Origin of the sequence: Sinobacterium norvegicum, from assembly GCF_923077115.1 — a bacterium.
GTDB classification, from domain to species: domain Bacteria; phylum Pseudomonadota; class Gammaproteobacteria; order Pseudomonadales; family Sinobacteriaceae; genus Sinobacterium; species Sinobacterium norvegicum.
The window spans coordinates 612,450-628,059 of sequence record NZ_CAKLPX010000001.1 but is presented as its reverse complement, the minus strand read 5'-3'; the positions used below and the strand labels follow the sequence as shown (position 1 = coordinate 628,059).

The 15,610-nt window shown below is 47.1% G+C and carries 16 protein-coding genes; 10 read left to right on the top strand and 6 right to left on the bottom strand.

Annotated elements, in window-relative coordinates; genetic code table 11:
- Positions 1-49 precede the first annotated feature (49 nt).
- The 5 genes from L9P87_RS02740 (at position 50) to L9P87_RS02720 (ending at position 4,582) form a co-directional block, all read left to right on the top strand.
- Positions 50-673, top strand: coding sequence for an L-threonylcarbamoyladenylate synthase (locus L9P87_RS02740; RefSeq protein ID WP_237443145.1), 624 nt, complete (start codon positions 50-52; stop codon positions 671-673).
- Between the two features lie 90 nt (positions 674-763).
- Positions 764-1,732: a segregation and condensation protein A gene (locus tag L9P87_RS02735; RefSeq protein WP_354001876.1), complete on the top strand. Its 969-nt coding sequence runs from the start codon at positions 764-766 to the stop codon at positions 1,730-1,732.
- Positions 1,729-2,787, top strand: coding sequence for an SMC-Scp complex subunit ScpB (gene scpB, locus L9P87_RS02730; RefSeq protein ID WP_237443144.1), 1,059 nt, complete (start codon positions 1,729-1,731; stop codon positions 2,785-2,787). Before L9P87_RS02735 ends, scpB begins: the two co-directional genes overlap by 4 nt.
- A 20-nt stretch (positions 2,788-2,807) precedes the next feature.
- Positions 2,808-3,629, top strand: a complete 822-nt coding sequence (gene rluB / locus L9P87_RS02725) for a 23S rRNA pseudouridine(2605) synthase RluB (protein WP_237443143.1) — start codon at positions 2,808-2,810, stop codon at positions 3,627-3,629.
- Positions 3,630-3,769: 140 nt separating this feature from the next.
- Positions 3,770-4,582 carry a crotonase/enoyl-CoA hydratase family protein gene (locus tag L9P87_RS02720; protein WP_237443142.1) on the top strand — a complete coding sequence of 271 codons (813 nt, stop codon included), beginning with the start codon at positions 3,770-3,772 and terminating at the stop codon, positions 4,580-4,582.
- A 17-nt stretch (positions 4,583-4,599) separates the two neighbouring features.
- Here L9P87_RS02720 and L9P87_RS02715 read toward each other — a convergent pair whose 3' ends face one another.
- Together L9P87_RS02715 and L9P87_RS02710 are read right to left on the bottom strand one after the other, a co-directional pair.
- On the bottom strand, positions 4,600-4,995 hold the full coding sequence (locus tag L9P87_RS02715) for a hypothetical protein (protein ID WP_237443141.1): 396 nt from the start codon (positions 4,993-4,995) through the stop codon (positions 4,600-4,602).
- A 166-nt stretch (positions 4,996-5,161) separates the two neighbouring features.
- Complete coding sequence (locus tag L9P87_RS02710) at positions 5,162-6,142, bottom strand: malate dehydrogenase (RefSeq protein WP_237443140.1); 981 nt, start codon at positions 6,140-6,142, stop codon at positions 5,162-5,164.
- A gap of 369 nt (positions 6,143-6,511) precedes the next feature.
- Between L9P87_RS02710 and ttcA the strand changes: the two genes are divergently transcribed.
- Positions 6,512-7,456 carry a tRNA 2-thiocytidine(32) synthetase TtcA gene (ttcA, locus tag L9P87_RS02705; RefSeq protein ID WP_237443139.1) on the top strand — a complete coding sequence of 315 codons (945 nt, stop codon included), beginning with the start codon at positions 6,512-6,514 and terminating at the stop codon, positions 7,454-7,456.
- A 1-nt stretch (position 7,457) separates the two neighbouring features.
- Here ttcA and L9P87_RS02700 read toward each other — a convergent pair whose 3' ends face one another.
- Positions 7,458-8,603, bottom strand: a complete 1,146-nt coding sequence (locus L9P87_RS02700; protein WP_237443138.1) for a GGDEF domain-containing protein — start codon at positions 8,601-8,603, stop codon at positions 7,458-7,460.
- Between the two features lie 182 nt (positions 8,604-8,785).
- Here L9P87_RS02700 and L9P87_RS02695 point away from each other — a divergent pair, with 182 nt between their 5' ends.
- Complete coding sequence (locus L9P87_RS02695; RefSeq protein WP_237443137.1) at positions 8,786-9,409, top strand: 3'-5' exonuclease; 624 nt, start codon at positions 8,786-8,788, stop codon at positions 9,407-9,409.
- Here L9P87_RS02695 and L9P87_RS02690 read toward each other — a convergent pair.
- Entirely contained in the window at positions 9,381-10,469 is a 1,089-nt protein-coding gene (locus tag L9P87_RS02690) for a hypothetical protein (protein ID WP_237443136.1), read from the bottom strand. The two genes, L9P87_RS02695 and L9P87_RS02690, sit on opposite strands and share 29 nt — an antisense overlap.
- 223 nt (positions 10,470-10,692) lie before the next feature.
- Between L9P87_RS02690 and L9P87_RS02685 the strand changes: the two genes are divergently transcribed.
- Entirely contained in the window at positions 10,693-12,699 is a 2,007-nt protein-coding gene (locus L9P87_RS02685) for a transporter substrate-binding domain-containing protein (RefSeq protein ID WP_237443135.1), read from the top strand.
- Between the two features lie 7 nt (positions 12,700-12,706).
- Here the strand turns inward: L9P87_RS02685 and L9P87_RS02680 are convergent, their stop codons facing one another.
- Both L9P87_RS02680 and L9P87_RS02675 read right to left on the bottom strand, forming a co-directional pair.
- Positions 12,707-13,273 carry a TetR/AcrR family transcriptional regulator gene (locus L9P87_RS02680; RefSeq protein WP_237443134.1) on the bottom strand — a complete coding sequence of 189 codons (567 nt, stop codon included), beginning with the start codon at positions 13,271-13,273 and terminating at the stop codon, positions 12,707-12,709.
- 58 nt (positions 13,274-13,331) lie between these two features.
- Positions 13,332-14,753, bottom strand: coding sequence for a coniferyl aldehyde dehydrogenase (locus L9P87_RS02675; RefSeq protein WP_237443133.1), 1,422 nt, complete (start codon positions 14,751-14,753; stop codon positions 13,332-13,334).
- Positions 14,754-15,033: 280 nt separating this feature from the next.
- Here L9P87_RS02675 and L9P87_RS02670 point away from each other — a divergent pair, with 280 nt between their 5' ends.
- Complete coding sequence (locus L9P87_RS02670) at positions 15,034-15,219, top strand: hypothetical protein (RefSeq protein ID WP_237443132.1); 186 nt, start codon at positions 15,034-15,036, stop codon at positions 15,217-15,219.
- A 21-nt stretch (positions 15,220-15,240) separates the two neighbouring features.
- Positions 15,241-15,597, top strand: coding sequence for an ethanolamine utilization microcompartment protein EutS (gene eutS, locus L9P87_RS02665; protein ID WP_237443131.1), 357 nt, complete (start codon positions 15,241-15,243; stop codon positions 15,595-15,597).
- Positions 15,598-15,610 lie beyond the last annotated feature (13 nt).

Here is a 15,610-nt window from a genome sequence, read left to right as displayed (position 1 = left end):
GCGGTAATAATGTAGCCTCGCGTAATAATTGATAGATCAAGGAATAATAATGAGTCAGTTTTTTCAGATTCATCCAGAAAACCCCCAGTCGAGGCTTGTTAATCAGGCCGTTGAAATTCTCAATAGCGGCGGCGTTATTGTATACCCGACAGATTCTGCTTATGCCTTGGGTTGTAAGGTGGGCGATAAACGGGCTGCTGAGACTATTCGTCGCATCAGGCAGTTGGATGATAAGCACAACTTTACGTTAATGTGTCGTGACCTTTCTGAGATAGCCACCTATGCCCGGGTTGATAATACGGCTTATCGTTTGATCAAAAGCCACACACCAGGGCCTTATACTTTCATTCTCAAGGGAACCAGCGAGGTGCCTCGCCGTTTGATGCACTCCAAAAGGCGCACCATTGGTTTGAGAGTACCCAATAATAATATCGCGCTGGCAATTCTGGAGCAGCTGGGCGAGCCGATGATGAGTGTAACGCTGATCATGCCCAACGATAATGAGCCATTAACAGACCCCTATGAAATCCGTGATCTATTAGAGCATACCGTTGAATTGGTCATCGATGGCGGCTATTGCGGCTTTGAGCCGTCGACGGTGATTTCGATGGTGGATGATGAGATCGAAGTTGTTCGTCAAGGCTTGGGTGATACTTCGGATTTTGTTGCTTAGCGGCCTCAATTAGACTGTTGATTACAGCCGGCTATACGGTTGCAAATATAGCGGGCTATAATGTCGGATCGAGAATTTTTAGGTGGATGAATGTCAGAGCTAGACGACGATATTGCCGAGTCGCAACACAATAATCAGCGTGGTCAGGAGAGGTCGGATATCATCGAGTCTGGTGATGACCCCTATCATGATGAGTATGCCGACGAGGATGCGGTCAGCCCGGAACAACTCGACGATGTGCTTACTCGCTTAGAGTCTGCCCGACAAGAAATGGGTTCCGGTCAGGGTGAATTGTTCGCCTTGGTTAACGGTGAGGCGGTGACGGAGCTACCAAAAGATTTGTATATTCCGCCCGAGGCCTTGGAGGTATTTCTCGATGCTTTTGAAGGCCCGCTGGACTTACTACTGTATTTAATTCGTCGTCAAAACATCGATATATTAGAAATTAACGTCGCTCAAATAACCAAGCAGTACGTTGCTTATATCAAGCTTATGGATGCCGCGCAGTTCGAAATGGCAGCGGAATATCTGGTAATGGCGGCGATGTTGGCCGAGATAAAGTCGCGTATGTTGCTGCCTCGCTCGGTGGATGTTGAAGAGGAAGAGGACGACCCGAGAGCCCAGCTGATTAGGCGGTTGCAGGAATATGAGCGGTTTAAAACTGCGGCGGAAGACATTGATCATTTGCCTCGTATGGGGCGTGATATTCATGTGGCTTCGGCTGAGCCGCCCGACACTGAAAAGCGTCGATTAGAGCCCGATGTCGATATGCGTGAGATCTTAATGGCGCTCGGAGAGGTATTGGCCCGTGCTGACATGTATGAGTCGCATCAGGTTGAGAAAGAGACATTGTCTACCCGTGAGCGGATGAGTGACGTGCTCGAACAGCTCAAGGGCCGTAGCTTTCTCCCCTTTGTCTCTCTGTTCAAGGCCCATGAAGGGCGTTTAGGGGTGGTGGTTACTTTTTTGGCGATTATGGAATTGATTAAAGAGTCGCTGCTGGAAATCGTTCAAACCGAAATGTTCGGTGCCATACACGTAAAGGCTAAAATCGTATGAGCATAGATGCTACAACGTTGAAGAATATCATTGAAGGTGCGCTGCTTGCAGCGGGTAAGCCGTTGAATATAAGGCAGCTCCAGTCACTGTTTGAGGGTGACGACGATGTGCCCAACAAGACAGCGCTGGAGCAGGCAATAACCCAGCTGTCAGCCGATTTAGAGGGGCGTGGTATTGAGTTGAAACAGGTCTCCTCTGGCTATCGATTGCAGGTGAGGCAGAGCTATGGCCATTGGGTAGGGCGTCTGTGGGAGGAGCGACCGCAGAAGTATTCTCGTGCGATGCTGGAAACCCTGGCCTTGATTGCCTATCGTCAGCCGATTACTCGGGGTGAGATTGAAGATATCCGTGGTGTTGCCGTCAGCTCCAATATTATACGAGCGCTGAGTGAGCGTGATTGGGTTCGAGTCGTGGGGCATAAAGATGTGCCGGGTCGCCCAGCGATGTACGCCACATCTCGCACTTTTCTCGACTATTTCAATCTGGAAAACCTCGATCAACTGCCTAGCTTATCTGAAATTCGTGATCTAGAAGCGGTGGCGAAAGAGCTGCAGTTCGATGCGGAAATTGTTCTTGAGGCCAGGGCGATGGAGCAGCGTGAGCTTGATTACCAGCAGCAACAGCAGGACGTACAAGATCAGCAGGTCGATGATCACATACCACCTGTCTCCGTTGAACCACTGGCGCAGGAGTCGAATCTGTCGCCGGATGACAAGCATGATGAGGGCAATGAGGCTAGGATTAGGGATGGAGCTGTGCTGCCGGCAGAATCCGATCAAACGAATAACGGCGTCAGCAGTGAGCCGGTTGAGCCCAAACCCGAGTTTGATGAGTTAGATATTCTGGCCTCTGTTGCTGATTTGGACATCGATGATGATGAAAACGATCAAAGCGCTGGTATCGAGGCGTCGTCGGCCATAGAATACGCGTCTTTTAGTGTTGCAGGCGACGATGACATTGATGTCGCTGACGGTGTTGAAGAGCAGCAATCAGAATTAGCTTTATTGGCAGAGGTGTTGGATGAAGATGCAGTCGACCCCTCCGAAGATGTTTAAATACCATTGAGTATGCGTGAATGAGTGAAAAGTTACAGAAAGTATTGGCCGCATATGGCGTAGGTTCTAGGCGTGAAATGGAACGCTGGATCACCGCTGGGCGAATTACAGTAAACGGCAAGGTTGCCACCTTAGGTGACCGTGTTGAGCAGGAAGATAAGATCAGTGTTGACAGCAAGGCGCTGCAGCGTAGTGTCGAGAAAAAGCGTCGCCGCGTGTTGTTATATAACAAGCCCGAAGGTGAGATTTGCTCGCGCAATGATCCCGAGGGGCGCAAGTCGGTATTTGAGCGCCTCCCACGCTTACATGGTGAGCGCTGGATCTCTGTCGGCCGTCTCGATTACAACACCAGTGGCTTGTTGTTGTTTACCAACGATGGTGAGTTGGCCAATCATCTTATGCACCCCTCTTCCGTCATTGAGCGGGAATACCTTTGTCGCGTCATGGGCGATGTAAAGCCCGAAAATATTCAGGCGATGAAGGAAGGTGTAATGCTCGATGATGGTGTCGCGAAATTCTCCGATGTTGTCGAAAGTGGTGGTGAGGGCATTAACCGTTGGTTCTATGTCGTGGTCATGGAAGGGCGTAACCGCGAGGTTCGTCGTCTGTGGGAGTCGCAGGAATTAACTGTCAGCCGTTTGAAGCGGGTTCGTTACGGTAATGTTTTTATCCCGTCGGATGTGCGTTCAGGTCAGTGGATTGAACTTGAGCAATCAGAGGTGAATGCATTGGCTGATATGGGGGGAGCTGAGCAGGAAGAGAAGCGCACCTTAACCCGTGCCGAAAAAGAAGCAAAAGATCGACATCGACGTAAATTACGACGTGGTGGCAGCAAAAAGTAATACTTTTAGCTGCGTCGATAGACGACAAACTAACGATGGTGTATGTTTTCACTGTCACCATAAAAAAAGGAGGCTTGGCCTCCTTTTTTTATGGTTATCACGGCACGTTGCTAAATAATAATGCGTAAAAATGGGAGTATATGATGAGCTTTGAGCTACTTGAATTGACGGTTGAGGACGGCATTGCCACGGTGGTATTAAATCGGCCCGAGCAGGCGAATGCACTGAGTCATAAAATGTGGGATGAAATTCGTCAATGTTTTATCCTGCTCGATAGTCAGAGTGATGTGCGCGTTATTGTACTCAAGGGTAGCGGTAACAATTTTTGTGCTGGCATGGATTTGTCTGTGTTTCAGCAAATTATGGAGTCGCTGCCGCAGGAAAATGGCCGACGTGGCGAGCAGATGCGTCAGTTGATTCTAGCGCTTCAGGATTGCTTTGTGGCCATCGACCGCTGCCGCAAACCGGTAATTGCTGCTGTACAAGGTGCCTGTGTAGGAGCTGGCTTAGAAATGGTGGCGGCCTGTGATATCCGTCTGGCTGTAAGCTCGGCAAAGTTCTCGATTAAAGAGATTGATTTGGGCATGACTGCCGATGTCGGTAGCCTTCAGCGTCTGCCTTATATTATAGGGGGCGGTCTTTTGCGTGAATTGGCCTATACCGGGCGTGAGTTATCTGGCACAGAGGCAGAGAGAGCGCAGTTGGTCAATCATTGCTTTGACAGCGTGGATGCCATGTATAGTCATGCAGCCGAAATGGCGGTGACTATTGCCCAAAAATCACCACTGGCGATCAGAGGTAGCAAAGAAATGCTTAATTATTCTCGTGACCACAGTTTGGCTGACTCGCTTAATTATATCGCGACTTGGAATGCGGGCATGCTGAGCCAAGAGGACTTAATGGGGTCGGTGATGGCACAGATGAAGGGCGAGAAACCTGAATATCAAGACTGATGTTCGGAATCTAGCTGTTAGAAGTTCTCTGGGGTGGTAGGTCGGAAAATCTGTTGCTCTGGAGAATACTGATAAATTTGCTGTAAATCATAATGCTCGAGATGATTGAGGTCGTAGATGTTAAAGGTACGGGCGATAAACAGCAGAGAAAAAATGATTAACCCGACAAAACTAATAGGCAGTGGTGAGTTAAATCGGCAAAGCTGTTTCACTATGAAAGTAGTCAGTAGTAACTGTGTAATAGCGGCAAGAACCGCCTGAGACAATACTGCGGCAATAGAAAACGCAGTGCCAGTTTGGCTAAAAGTAAACAGCAGTGGTTGCAGTGTTATGCCGCGGCTGTATATCGGCCAGGGTAGGGCGAACATAAAGGTAACCCAAAGCACAATCGTTAGCGAGCGCGGGTGCAGCATAGTGATATCTCAATGGGGTTGGTGAAGTACAAAGTGCGACAAATTCTGCGCAACAGCATATCAGATCGTTAAAAACCGAGCTATCGAATACTAAACTATTGTTAATCCATTGTTGATTGAATAAAAAAAGGCGTCTAAGAAGACGCCTTTTTTTATACGGGACTGATTACGGTAGCAAGTGTGCTACTGCGTCACGCTCGCCGGCAAGCTCGGCTTCAGTCGCAGACATCTTTTCACGAGAGAAATCGTTGATTTCTAGGCCTTGAACAATTTCCCAGTCGCCATTCTTGCAGGTAACAGGGAAGGAGTAGATCAGACCTTCTTGGATGCCGTATGAGCCGTCGCTGTATACGCCCATTGATGTCCAGTCGCCGGCAGGAGTGCCCAGTGCCCAGGTGTGCATGTGGTCGATGGCGGCGTTGGCTGCAGAGGCTGCCGAAGATAGTCCGCGCGCCTTAATGATGGCTGCGCCACGCTGCTGAACAGTAGGGATGAAATCGTCTTCATACCAGTTCTGTTCGATAAGACCCATGGCATCTTTACCGTCAACCAAGGTGTTGTGCAGGTCGGGGTATTGAGTGGCTGAGTGGTTGCCCCAGATGATCATCTGGCTTACCTTATCGCTGCTGCTGCCAGTCTTCTGAGCTAGCTGAGTCAGCGCACGGTTATGATCCAAACGGGTCATAGCAGTGAAGTTACGTGGGTTAAGGCTTGGCGCGTTGCGTTGAGCGATCAAAGAGTTGGTGTTTGCTGGGTTGCCAACGACCAATACCTTGATGTCACGGCTGGCGACCTTATCCATTGCCTTGCCCTGTGCTGAGAAGATAGCAGCATTGGCTTCAAGCAAGTCTTTACGTTCCATGCCTGGGCCGCGTGGGCGGGCGCCAACAAGTAGAGCGTAATCAGAATCTTTAAAGGCGACTTCAGCATCATCGGTGCAGATGATGTTCTGTAGTAGAGGGAATGCGCAGTCATCTAGCTCCATTGCCACGCCCTTAAGCGCGTCAAGTGCTGGAGTGATTTCTAGCAACTGAAGAATGACAGGCTGGTCATTACCAAGCATTGCGCCAGAGGCAATACGGAACAACAAAGCGTATGAGATTTGGCCGGCTGCGCCGGTGACGGTAACACGTACTGGGGTTTTCATCGAACATTCCTATAGTTATAGCAAGTTGGGATTCGAGGTGGCTACGTTAGGCCCCTGGGTTGGGACGCGATGCCTTCAGCCAAGACTGTATTAGCGGTAGTAAAACAGTCTTCGAAGACGAGCCTACGCTTCGACCATATCGTTTGCGCGGCTTATTGTATGCATGTTTAGGCCAAATTTCTAGGCAAAAATCACGGTCAGATAGTGGTTTATACCTGGGTTATCGCTATGATGCCCATTTATCGCATTGATAAACCCCCTGTTTGTGATTTTTTTAGGCTGTTTGCTTAGTCGTCGGGGTTTTACTTGGTGCTATCGTCGCGCTGTTGTAAAATGCCGACCCCTATCTGTTGTCAGTGTTTTAATGTTATGACTAATCAAACCTCGTCGCCGCAAGGCTCTGCTGGTAAAAAGAGCTCCACGGAGTTGAATAAGCTGCAAAAGAAACTTCGTCGTCTTACTGGCAGCGCTATTGTCGATTACCAGATGATAGAAGAGGGTGATAAGGTCATGGTCTGTCTTTCGGGTGGCAAAGATTCCTATGCCATGCTGGATATTCTAATGGGGCTGCAGCGCAGCGCACCGATAAAATTTGACCTGGTAGCGGTTAACCTCGATCAAAAGCAGCCAGGGTTTCCAGAGCACATCTTACCGGCATATTTAGATGCTCTGGGTGTTGAGTATTATGTCTTAGAGAAGGATACGTACAGCGTTGTTACTGAGGTGGTAGAAGAGGGCAAGACAACCTGCGGCCTGTGTTCGCGATTGCGACGAGGCACGCTTTATGGTTTTGCTGAGGAAATCGGTGCGACGAAAATAGCATTGGGGCATCACCGAGATGACATGATAGAAACGTTGTTTTTAAATATGTTTTACGGTGGTCAATTAAAGTCTATGCCGCCTAAGCTGTTGAGCGACGACAAACGCAACATCGTTATTCGACCGCTGGCTTACTGTAAGGAAGCAGATCTGGTTCGTTATGCAGATATGAAGGCATTTCCAATTATCCCCTGTAACTTATGTGGCTCGCAGGATAATCTTCAGCGCCAGAACATCAAGGCTATGTTGCAGGGCTGGGAGCAGCAGCAGCCCGGCCGTTTAGATGTTATTTTTGCCGCCTTAAAAAATGTGTCCCCCTCACAGTTGGCTGATTTATCGTTGTTTGATTTTGCTGGTTTATCGATTGATAGAACCGGTGAACAACCGCAACCTGCGCAACAGCTACCAATGAATATTTTTGGCAGCGAGGGTGGCGAGAGTGTGTCGGCGGTTCAATTTGTCAATGTTGATGGTTTGGCGCCAGCCGGGGAGTAGGTTAAGCGGTATCATTAACACAGAGGGCGTTTTCAGCCGTGTTGCGATGATGCTCATCTTTTTGTCGATACATGGATTGATCTGCAATGTGGCAAAGCTGGTCGATGTCTCTACTGTCATCGGGATAGATGGCGAGGCCAATACTGGCTTGCATAATGACAGTGGTCTTATGGTCGATGGCAATGGGGTGAGCAATCGCCTGTTCTATTTTATCGATTGTTCTCTGGCAATCACGCTTGCTGTCTATACCGGGCAGCAGGATGACGAATTCATCCCCACCCATGCGAGCAATAGTGTCCATGCGACGAAGACTGTGTTCTAGGTTTGAGCTGATAACTCTTAACACCTCGTCGCCAGCATTATGTCCATATTGATCATTAATCTTCTTAAAATCGTCGAGATCGATAAAAATCATGGCAAATTTACTGCCGCGAAGATCGCTTTGCTTGCACAGTTGTTGCGCCTGTTGAAACAACTCAAGACGATTGGGTATGCCGGTCAAATTATCGTGGCGAGCTTCGTGGGCAAAGCGATCTTTTTGTTCCTTCAGGTGTCGATTTAAGCGACGGTTAATGACTTCATAGATAGCCAGCGTGCCACCGGCCATGACGTACAGCATAAACTGGACATAGCTGGAAAGAATTTCAATGTCGCGCTGCCTTTCCATTAGCTGAGTGTAACCAAAGTCGAATTCAACCGACAGTAAGAGCGCCACATTAGACATAACAGCGACAACAAGCCAGCCAATACCGGGCTTAAGCCCCAGTAATAAAAAGGCCATAATAGGCGTGATGACCAGCATTGGGACCACGGGTGAATAGTAGTAACCGCCGGTAATTTGAACGCCATAAAAATCGAGGGCCAGTAATAAAAATACCGTTAAGTGGGCGGTGAATTGATAGCTGACAAAAAAGCGAAACAACACCAATATACAGGTGTAGCTGAATAGGCAGAAAAGCGTGATGTCCCTGGCGATAATCTCGTTACCGGCGGGGAGGTCAAAAATGGTGTACAGCGAGATCAAAACGGCTAAGCTGGTGGCGATATTGGTGAGAATAGCGCCAACGAGTAGATAGCTGCGATTAATTAACTGGTGATCATCGCGAATTGGTTTTGGGATGAATAGTGTTAACAGCCTTGTGATCATGGTGGCGCCGATTTTGTTTTTATTTTAATAATCAGTTGCTTGTGGTTATTATTTTAGATGGCTGGTGACGTTTTTTACATGACTAGTTTATTTTATACACAAGTCTAATTATAAAAGCGACCTTGTTCTGTGCGTTTAGATAACTTTTTTGTACTATCGTACATATTTAGAATGGATGAGAGATGATATTAAACCCGTCGGCGAATAGCGTGGTGGTACTCGATTTTGAAACAACAGGATTGTCTGTTGCTCAGGGTGCGAGAGCAATTGAGATTGGTGCAGTTAAGCTGGTTGATGGTGAGGTGGTCGATACCTTTCAGTCGTTGATGAATCCCGGTGTACTAGTCGATAGCTTTATCGAGGATTTTACTGGTATCAGTAATGAGATGCTGTCAACGGCGAGGGCAAATGAAGAGGTGATGGCATCGTTTGCACAATTTATCATTGGCAGCCATTTATTGGCGCATAATGCATCGTTTGATCGTAGTTTCTTGGATGCTGAGCTTGCACGAATTAGCCGAACGCGCGAGGCCGATTTTATGTGTTCGCTGTTGATCTCAAGAAGGATTTACCCGGATTTGACCAGTCATAAGCTATCCAGTTTAGTAGCGGCAAAGAAGATAAATCACCACGGTGTTTTTCACAGAGCCCTGGCGGATGCCGAAATGACCGCGGCCCTGTGGCAGGTGATGCTGGCAGATTTATCGCAGCAATACGGTATTAATCGACCCACGGTAGAAATGATGCTGGGGTTGCAAAAGCAGCCGAAAGCCAAGGTCAGTCGTTTTTTGGCAGCGCTGGAATAGCTTGCTCGCGCGATAAGCCTTGCTGACGAGTGAGGTCACCTTTGCGCAGTGGTGCGGCGACATTGAATACATCTTTGCGTGAATGAGGGCTGAAGTATGCTTCTAGCTCAATACGAAACGTGGGAGAGGCTTTGAAGTCATTGTCACGATAGAAATTGAGCCCAGGTGTTACTTTTAAGAAAAGCCACTGTTTGTAGATGTGTTGGTACCAATCGGCAGCCACCCAATAGCTAGAGACTTTAAAATTAGGTCGGGTATCGACGACGTAGCCAGAGCGATATTCAATAAGGCGATCGCTGTTGATGGGTTGATACAGCGACAGCCCCTGGTATAGGTTCCAGTTGTTTTCTTTATCATCGAACTGACCAGAGTTAGAAAATCGAAACAAATACTTTGCGCCCATAGGGCGGTAGAAGCTGATATCTGTTTTAGCGCCCCAGCCTTCGCTGTGATAGTAATAGACTTGTTGCCCGAAGCGGCTGGTCCAGGCGCTGCCCAGGTAGTCGACCCTGCTGGTGCGTATTTTTGTATAAGGGTCTAAAGGTGATTTAATTCGGGCACCAACATGAAGTCGGTTATCCCAAATTGAGCGCTGGTTATCGAAAACCAGGCCTGCTGTGGCTGTATCGCTGGCATCCTCCAGTGATTCAGAGCCGCTGAAACTATCTCGCACCTTCTCTTCTAAACTGTCGAAGTCGTCAGGCTCAGAGTCAAAGAACAGACCCCACTTGCTTTTGCTGCTAGGCATGTCGATACGAGAACGAATGCGAACGTTAAAGTTATGGTTGCCCGATTTAGCGAAGTTTTGGATGAACTGCAGGGAGAGGTAACTTTTGTCCACGGCGTTCTCGTCGTACTCTTCGCGGGCAATATAGCGGTCGAGGCTGCTGGTTGTAGAGCTGACACGGCCAGTGATTGCTTGTTCGGTGATGTCGAGCCAGTCGGTATAATGACTATCGGCGTCAGTTTCGTTAGTGATACCGCTACCAATAGGGCTAATACTGCTAATTAATGTTTGCTCAGCAAGAGATGGCACGCTGGCGAGTAATAAAAGTAACAATACAGGGCGGCGAAGCAGAGTAAAAATAGTAGCGCCCTCATTAGGCTAACGTTTTCATTATTATTTGTCGCCAGTGTAAGCGATTTGATGGAGATAGTCATTGGGCATAATGCTGCTACTGGCTGTATGGGTTGTTTTTATTGCTAATTATTGTCATCGTATAAACAGAAAGGCCAAACTCAGCAATAAAAAAGCAACTGAGTAGCATAGTTAGGGATGGAATATGGCGAGTAATAAAAATACATTGGTTTTATTAGCGCTGATGCTGGTTGTCATGCTTTTTGGTTGCTCTGGCGACGAGGAGGTGGCTGCAGCAGGCACGGATGAAAAGGTTGTCGTTAACGAGGTCTATCGAGGCGATTTGTCGGCGATTAGTCAGCGTGGTGTTTTACGTATTGCCGGGGTCAAAAACGATTATGCAGCAGAGCTGAACCGCTCTGGTTTACCCGCTGTCACCTACCTTGATTATGCTGATGCCTTTGCCAAGAGTCTCGAGCTGACCCCCGTCTGGTCTCACTATGATGATTTGTCATCGGCCTTGGCCAGTGCTGACGCTGGTTTAAGTGATTTGGTTATGTCAAACATCACCGTTACTGAAACACGACGTCAGCGTTATAAGGTAGATTTTAGCCGACCTCTTATGTTTGTTGATGAAATCATCGTAGGCCCACGAGAGAAGGTATTACAGGACTATTCTGAATTTGCAGTCACCGTCGATTCATCCTATCTCGATACCTTGTCAAAAACAGATTACACACTTATTTTGCTGAAGGGCTCTACCACAGAAGATGAGATTCTAGACCGGATCAGTGATGAGCAAGATGCCGTATTTACATTGATGGACGATGACTTGGTTGCAGGGCTGATTAGTAGTTATCCACGTTTACAGACTTTCGGCTCTCTCGATCAAGCAAGGGAAATTGGCTGGGCTTTTCGCCAGCAATCCCCTGCGTTTAAAGAGGTGCTCAATCAGTTTTTAATCTCATCTGATCTGTTGTTTTACCCCAAGGAACAACGAGGCTGGCAGCAAATCAAGCAGTCAGGTGTCTTGCGGATTGCTACCTTTAACAGCCCAACGACTTATTATATGACGCAGGGGTATCATGAGGGCTTTGAATATGACTTGTTGCATATGTTTGCCAAGCAGAATGGTTTAGAGATCCGTGTCATGCTGGTCGATAATCTAGAGAAATTGTTTTCAGCCCTTGCCGAGGGTGATGTTGACATTGTTGCTGCTGGTTTGCGGCCAACCAATGAGCGCTCTGCAACAATGCAAGCGACAGATACCTATCTTTACAGTAAGCCGTTTTTGTTGTCTAAGGATGATATTGAAAATCCAATTGTTGCTTTGAACCCGAAAAGTGCCTATGTCGAATCATTGCTGAATATGGGCTATCAAGTTGATGGTGTACCGCTGAGTTCATCGGGCTCGCTAGCCTATCGAGTGATGCAAGGTTTTTACCCCTCGACCGTGGTGAATGGGCATTTCGCTAAATTAATCGCAGTCGTTTACCCTGACGTGACGCTTAAACCTCTGAGTGAGGAACCTTTGCCCCACGTTTGGTATCACAGTAAAGATGATGAATTTAATCAAGCTCTGAATAGTTTTATTAAAAAAGAATACCGCGGTAAAAACTATAATATTTTATATAAGCAATATTTCGAAAAAGTTAAGGCTAAGAATGTCCCAACCGAGGTTGTCGAGGGACAGCCGCTTTCACCCTATGATGATTTGTTTAAGAAGTATGCGGATTTATACCAATACGATTGGCGCTTGTTGGCAGCGCAAGCGTTTCAAGAAAGTCGTTTTAATGCCAAGGCCACCAGTCATAAGGGGGCGAAAGGCTTGATGCAGGTGATGCCAAGGACGGGTAGATCTTATGGCGTTACCAAATTGTATGACCCAGAACAGTCAATTATTGTGGCGTCGAAGCATTTACGATGGCTGTATGACCGTTTCCCTACGGTCAAGCTATCATCGGAGAAACTCTGGTTTACACTGGCGGCATACAATGCAGGTCACGGTCATATTAGAGATGCTATGGCGTTGGCCCGCAAGAGGGGGCTCAACGATGAAATATGGGAGGGAAACGTAGAGCAGGCCATGTTGTTGTTGGGTGACCCCAAATACTATAAACAAGCACGATATGGTTATGTCAGAGGGGAAGAACCGGTGGCCTATGTCAGAGAAATAAGAGAGCGTTATCGTATTTATACACACAGTCACTAGTGAGCTATTATAGCCGCATTGCATTCCAAAACAGTTTAAATGATGCATCACGGTGATGTTCCGATTGGCAAAATTCGGGGTGCTCAATAAAATAACTGGCGGCATTAATATATTGGCCATAACAATTTTCTAACATCAGCTCGATAGGAAAGTCGGCGATGATTTTCTGTTGTTGCCCTTTCTGAATCATCTGACAGATAAAGCCGAGAATATTATTCATAGCCTCCTGTCGAACAGTTGCATCAATGACCTTTGTGTGGGTGAAAGTGTCAAAAAACAAATGTTTCTTCGGGTTGACTATGGCCCAGTTAATCGCATTGTTCCAAAGTAGTTTCGCCTGATCAATCAGTAGTTCAGGTTCTTCTTTCGGTAAAATGTTATCTGCAAGCTCAGTTTTTATCGACAAATACAGCTCGTTGATTAGTTGCTTCTTTGAACCAAAGTGATGAAAAACCGTACCATTTGCTACTCCAGCTTTTTTTGCTAACGAAGCGGTTGAGGTGGCGTGGTAGCCTTGCTCGACAAACAGAGTGAGGGCAGTATTGAGAATTTTTTGTCGTTTATCTACATTCATGAAATATTCATCGGAAAAAAAATAAGGCTGCCATAGGCAGCCAATTTTTGATGTTTGTTTAACGTAGGAATAGCTTAAACATCAGTTTCTGAATGCCGGTGCCGTAAGGAGGGAATACTAACTTTCCTGTATTGGTTTTGCCACGTTTTAATACGGTTTTGGCTTTTGATAGGGCAAGAAAGCCTTCTTTACCATGGTAATGCCCCATACCAGAGGGGCCAATACCGCCAAAAGGGGCATCGTCCGCGGCTACATGGAAGACTGTTTCGTTAATACAGACACCACCAGAGTGAGTTTGATTAAGTACTGTGTTTTGAGTTTGTGTGTTGTGACTCATTAAATACAGTGCCAGGGGACGTGGACGACTATTGATGTAGTCAATGGCGCTATCAAGTGATTGATAGGGGATAACAGGCAGCAAGGGGCCAAAAATTTCACCTGTCATCAACGCCATATCATCACTAACATTTGTTATTAAATGCGTTGCGATGCGTCGCTTAACCTGGTCGGGTTTGCTGCCGTCGGCGCTGACTATCGTTGCGCCCCTTGTTTCTGCATCTTCTAGCCAATCGGCCAATCTTGAATATTGTCGATCGTCAATGATGCTGCTGTAATCGTCGTTGTCGTTAGACTGTTGATACATTTTTTGGAATTGGGCGCAGTATTCGCTGATAAAGGCGTCGACTTTCGATTCTGGACACAGAACATAATCTGGTGCTACACAGATTTGGCCGGCATTGAGGCACTTGCCGTATATCATCCGTTCAACCGCTGTTTTTATATCAATATCATCGGCAATAATCACCGGTGATTTACCACCTAATTCAAGGGTGACCGGTGTTAGGTTGTTTGCAGCAGCCCGCATGACATGCTTACCGACGGCGGTAGAGCCTGTGAAAATAATATGGTCGAATGGCAGGCTAGAAAATGCTGCTGCAACATCGGCCTCACCCTCAACAATGGCAACTTGATTGGTGTCGAAAATGCCCGCCAAAATCTCGCCCAGAACCTTGTTAGTTGCCGGTGTGAACTCAGACATTTTCAGCATTGCGCGGTTGCCAGCGGCGAGAGCGGTAATCAGTGGTCCGAGGGACAGCATAATAGGGAAATTCCAAGGCACGATAATGCCCACGACCCCCAGTGGTTGATAATGTACGCTCACCTTGGCTGGTGATAACAGCATGCCAGCATGGCGGCGACTGGGTTTCATCCATTTCTTTAATTGCTTGACGGTATAGTTAACCGCGTTAGCAATTGGCATGATGTCACCGATAATGCTGTCGTTCTCGCTGCGGTGGCCGAAATCGGTAGCCATGGCATCGGTCAGTGCTTTTTGATTTGTTAGTACTGCCTGCTTCAGGTTCTTCAGGGCCAGGATGCGGGAGTTGAGATCAGCGGCAGGATTAGCTCGGTATGCCTGCTGTTGATTGGCTAATAAAACATTCAAGTCCAAGCTTTCGGAGTGCGTATTATTGGTCATTATGAATTCTCTAAGTGTGGTTACATCGATCAAATTCCAGCCACTGACTGACTAGTCGGTTTTATCCTATCGCCTTTTTTAGCATGACGCAATTGCTGGTTAGTAATGTCGTCTAGAGAGGGGGTAAATAAAATTGATCTAAATCGTCTTAGTGCTTCATCTATATGAGAAATTTGAGTTTAAAACTAGCAGAGTCAAGATTCTTGTCTATGCTGAAAATTCAAGGTTTTTAGCAGTGTACTATTTTAAGTCTCTGATTCTGTAATGGCGGATAATTAAGTTGTTAATAGATAGTGATAAATATCAAACTTTTAAGCAGGCGATGTCGACTTGGGATAGAAAAGAATTACTGGTTGGTGTGGTTATCGCATCGGAAGTTGTCAGTGTCGGCAACTTAAAAGATCTTATCGACTTAACCGCCCTTGTTGAGGTGTACCAATGCTCAGTGCAACAGCCTCGAAAGTAAAAATTAATAGGTCTAATGCTTATGTCAGTTAATGAACATGGCTCTGCAACAGAGCGGATTATTCAGGAATATGTACCGGGCAAGCAAATCACCCTTGCTCATATGATAGCCAGCCCAACAGAGGATCTTTGTATCAAAGTAGGTGTTCCCTATGCTGATGCTATTGGCATCTTAACATTGACGCCGGGAGAGACAGCCATTATTGCAGGAGACATCGCCACCAAGGCTGCCGTTGTCGACATTGGTTTTCTTGACCGGTTTTCTGGAGCTCTGGTCATTGGAGGCTCTGTTGGTGCGGTTGAAGAAAGTCTTGCTGCCGTCCTTTCAACATTGAATAGAGTGCTGGGCTTTACCGCTTGCGAGCGGACTAAAACATAGTGGCACAGGGGGA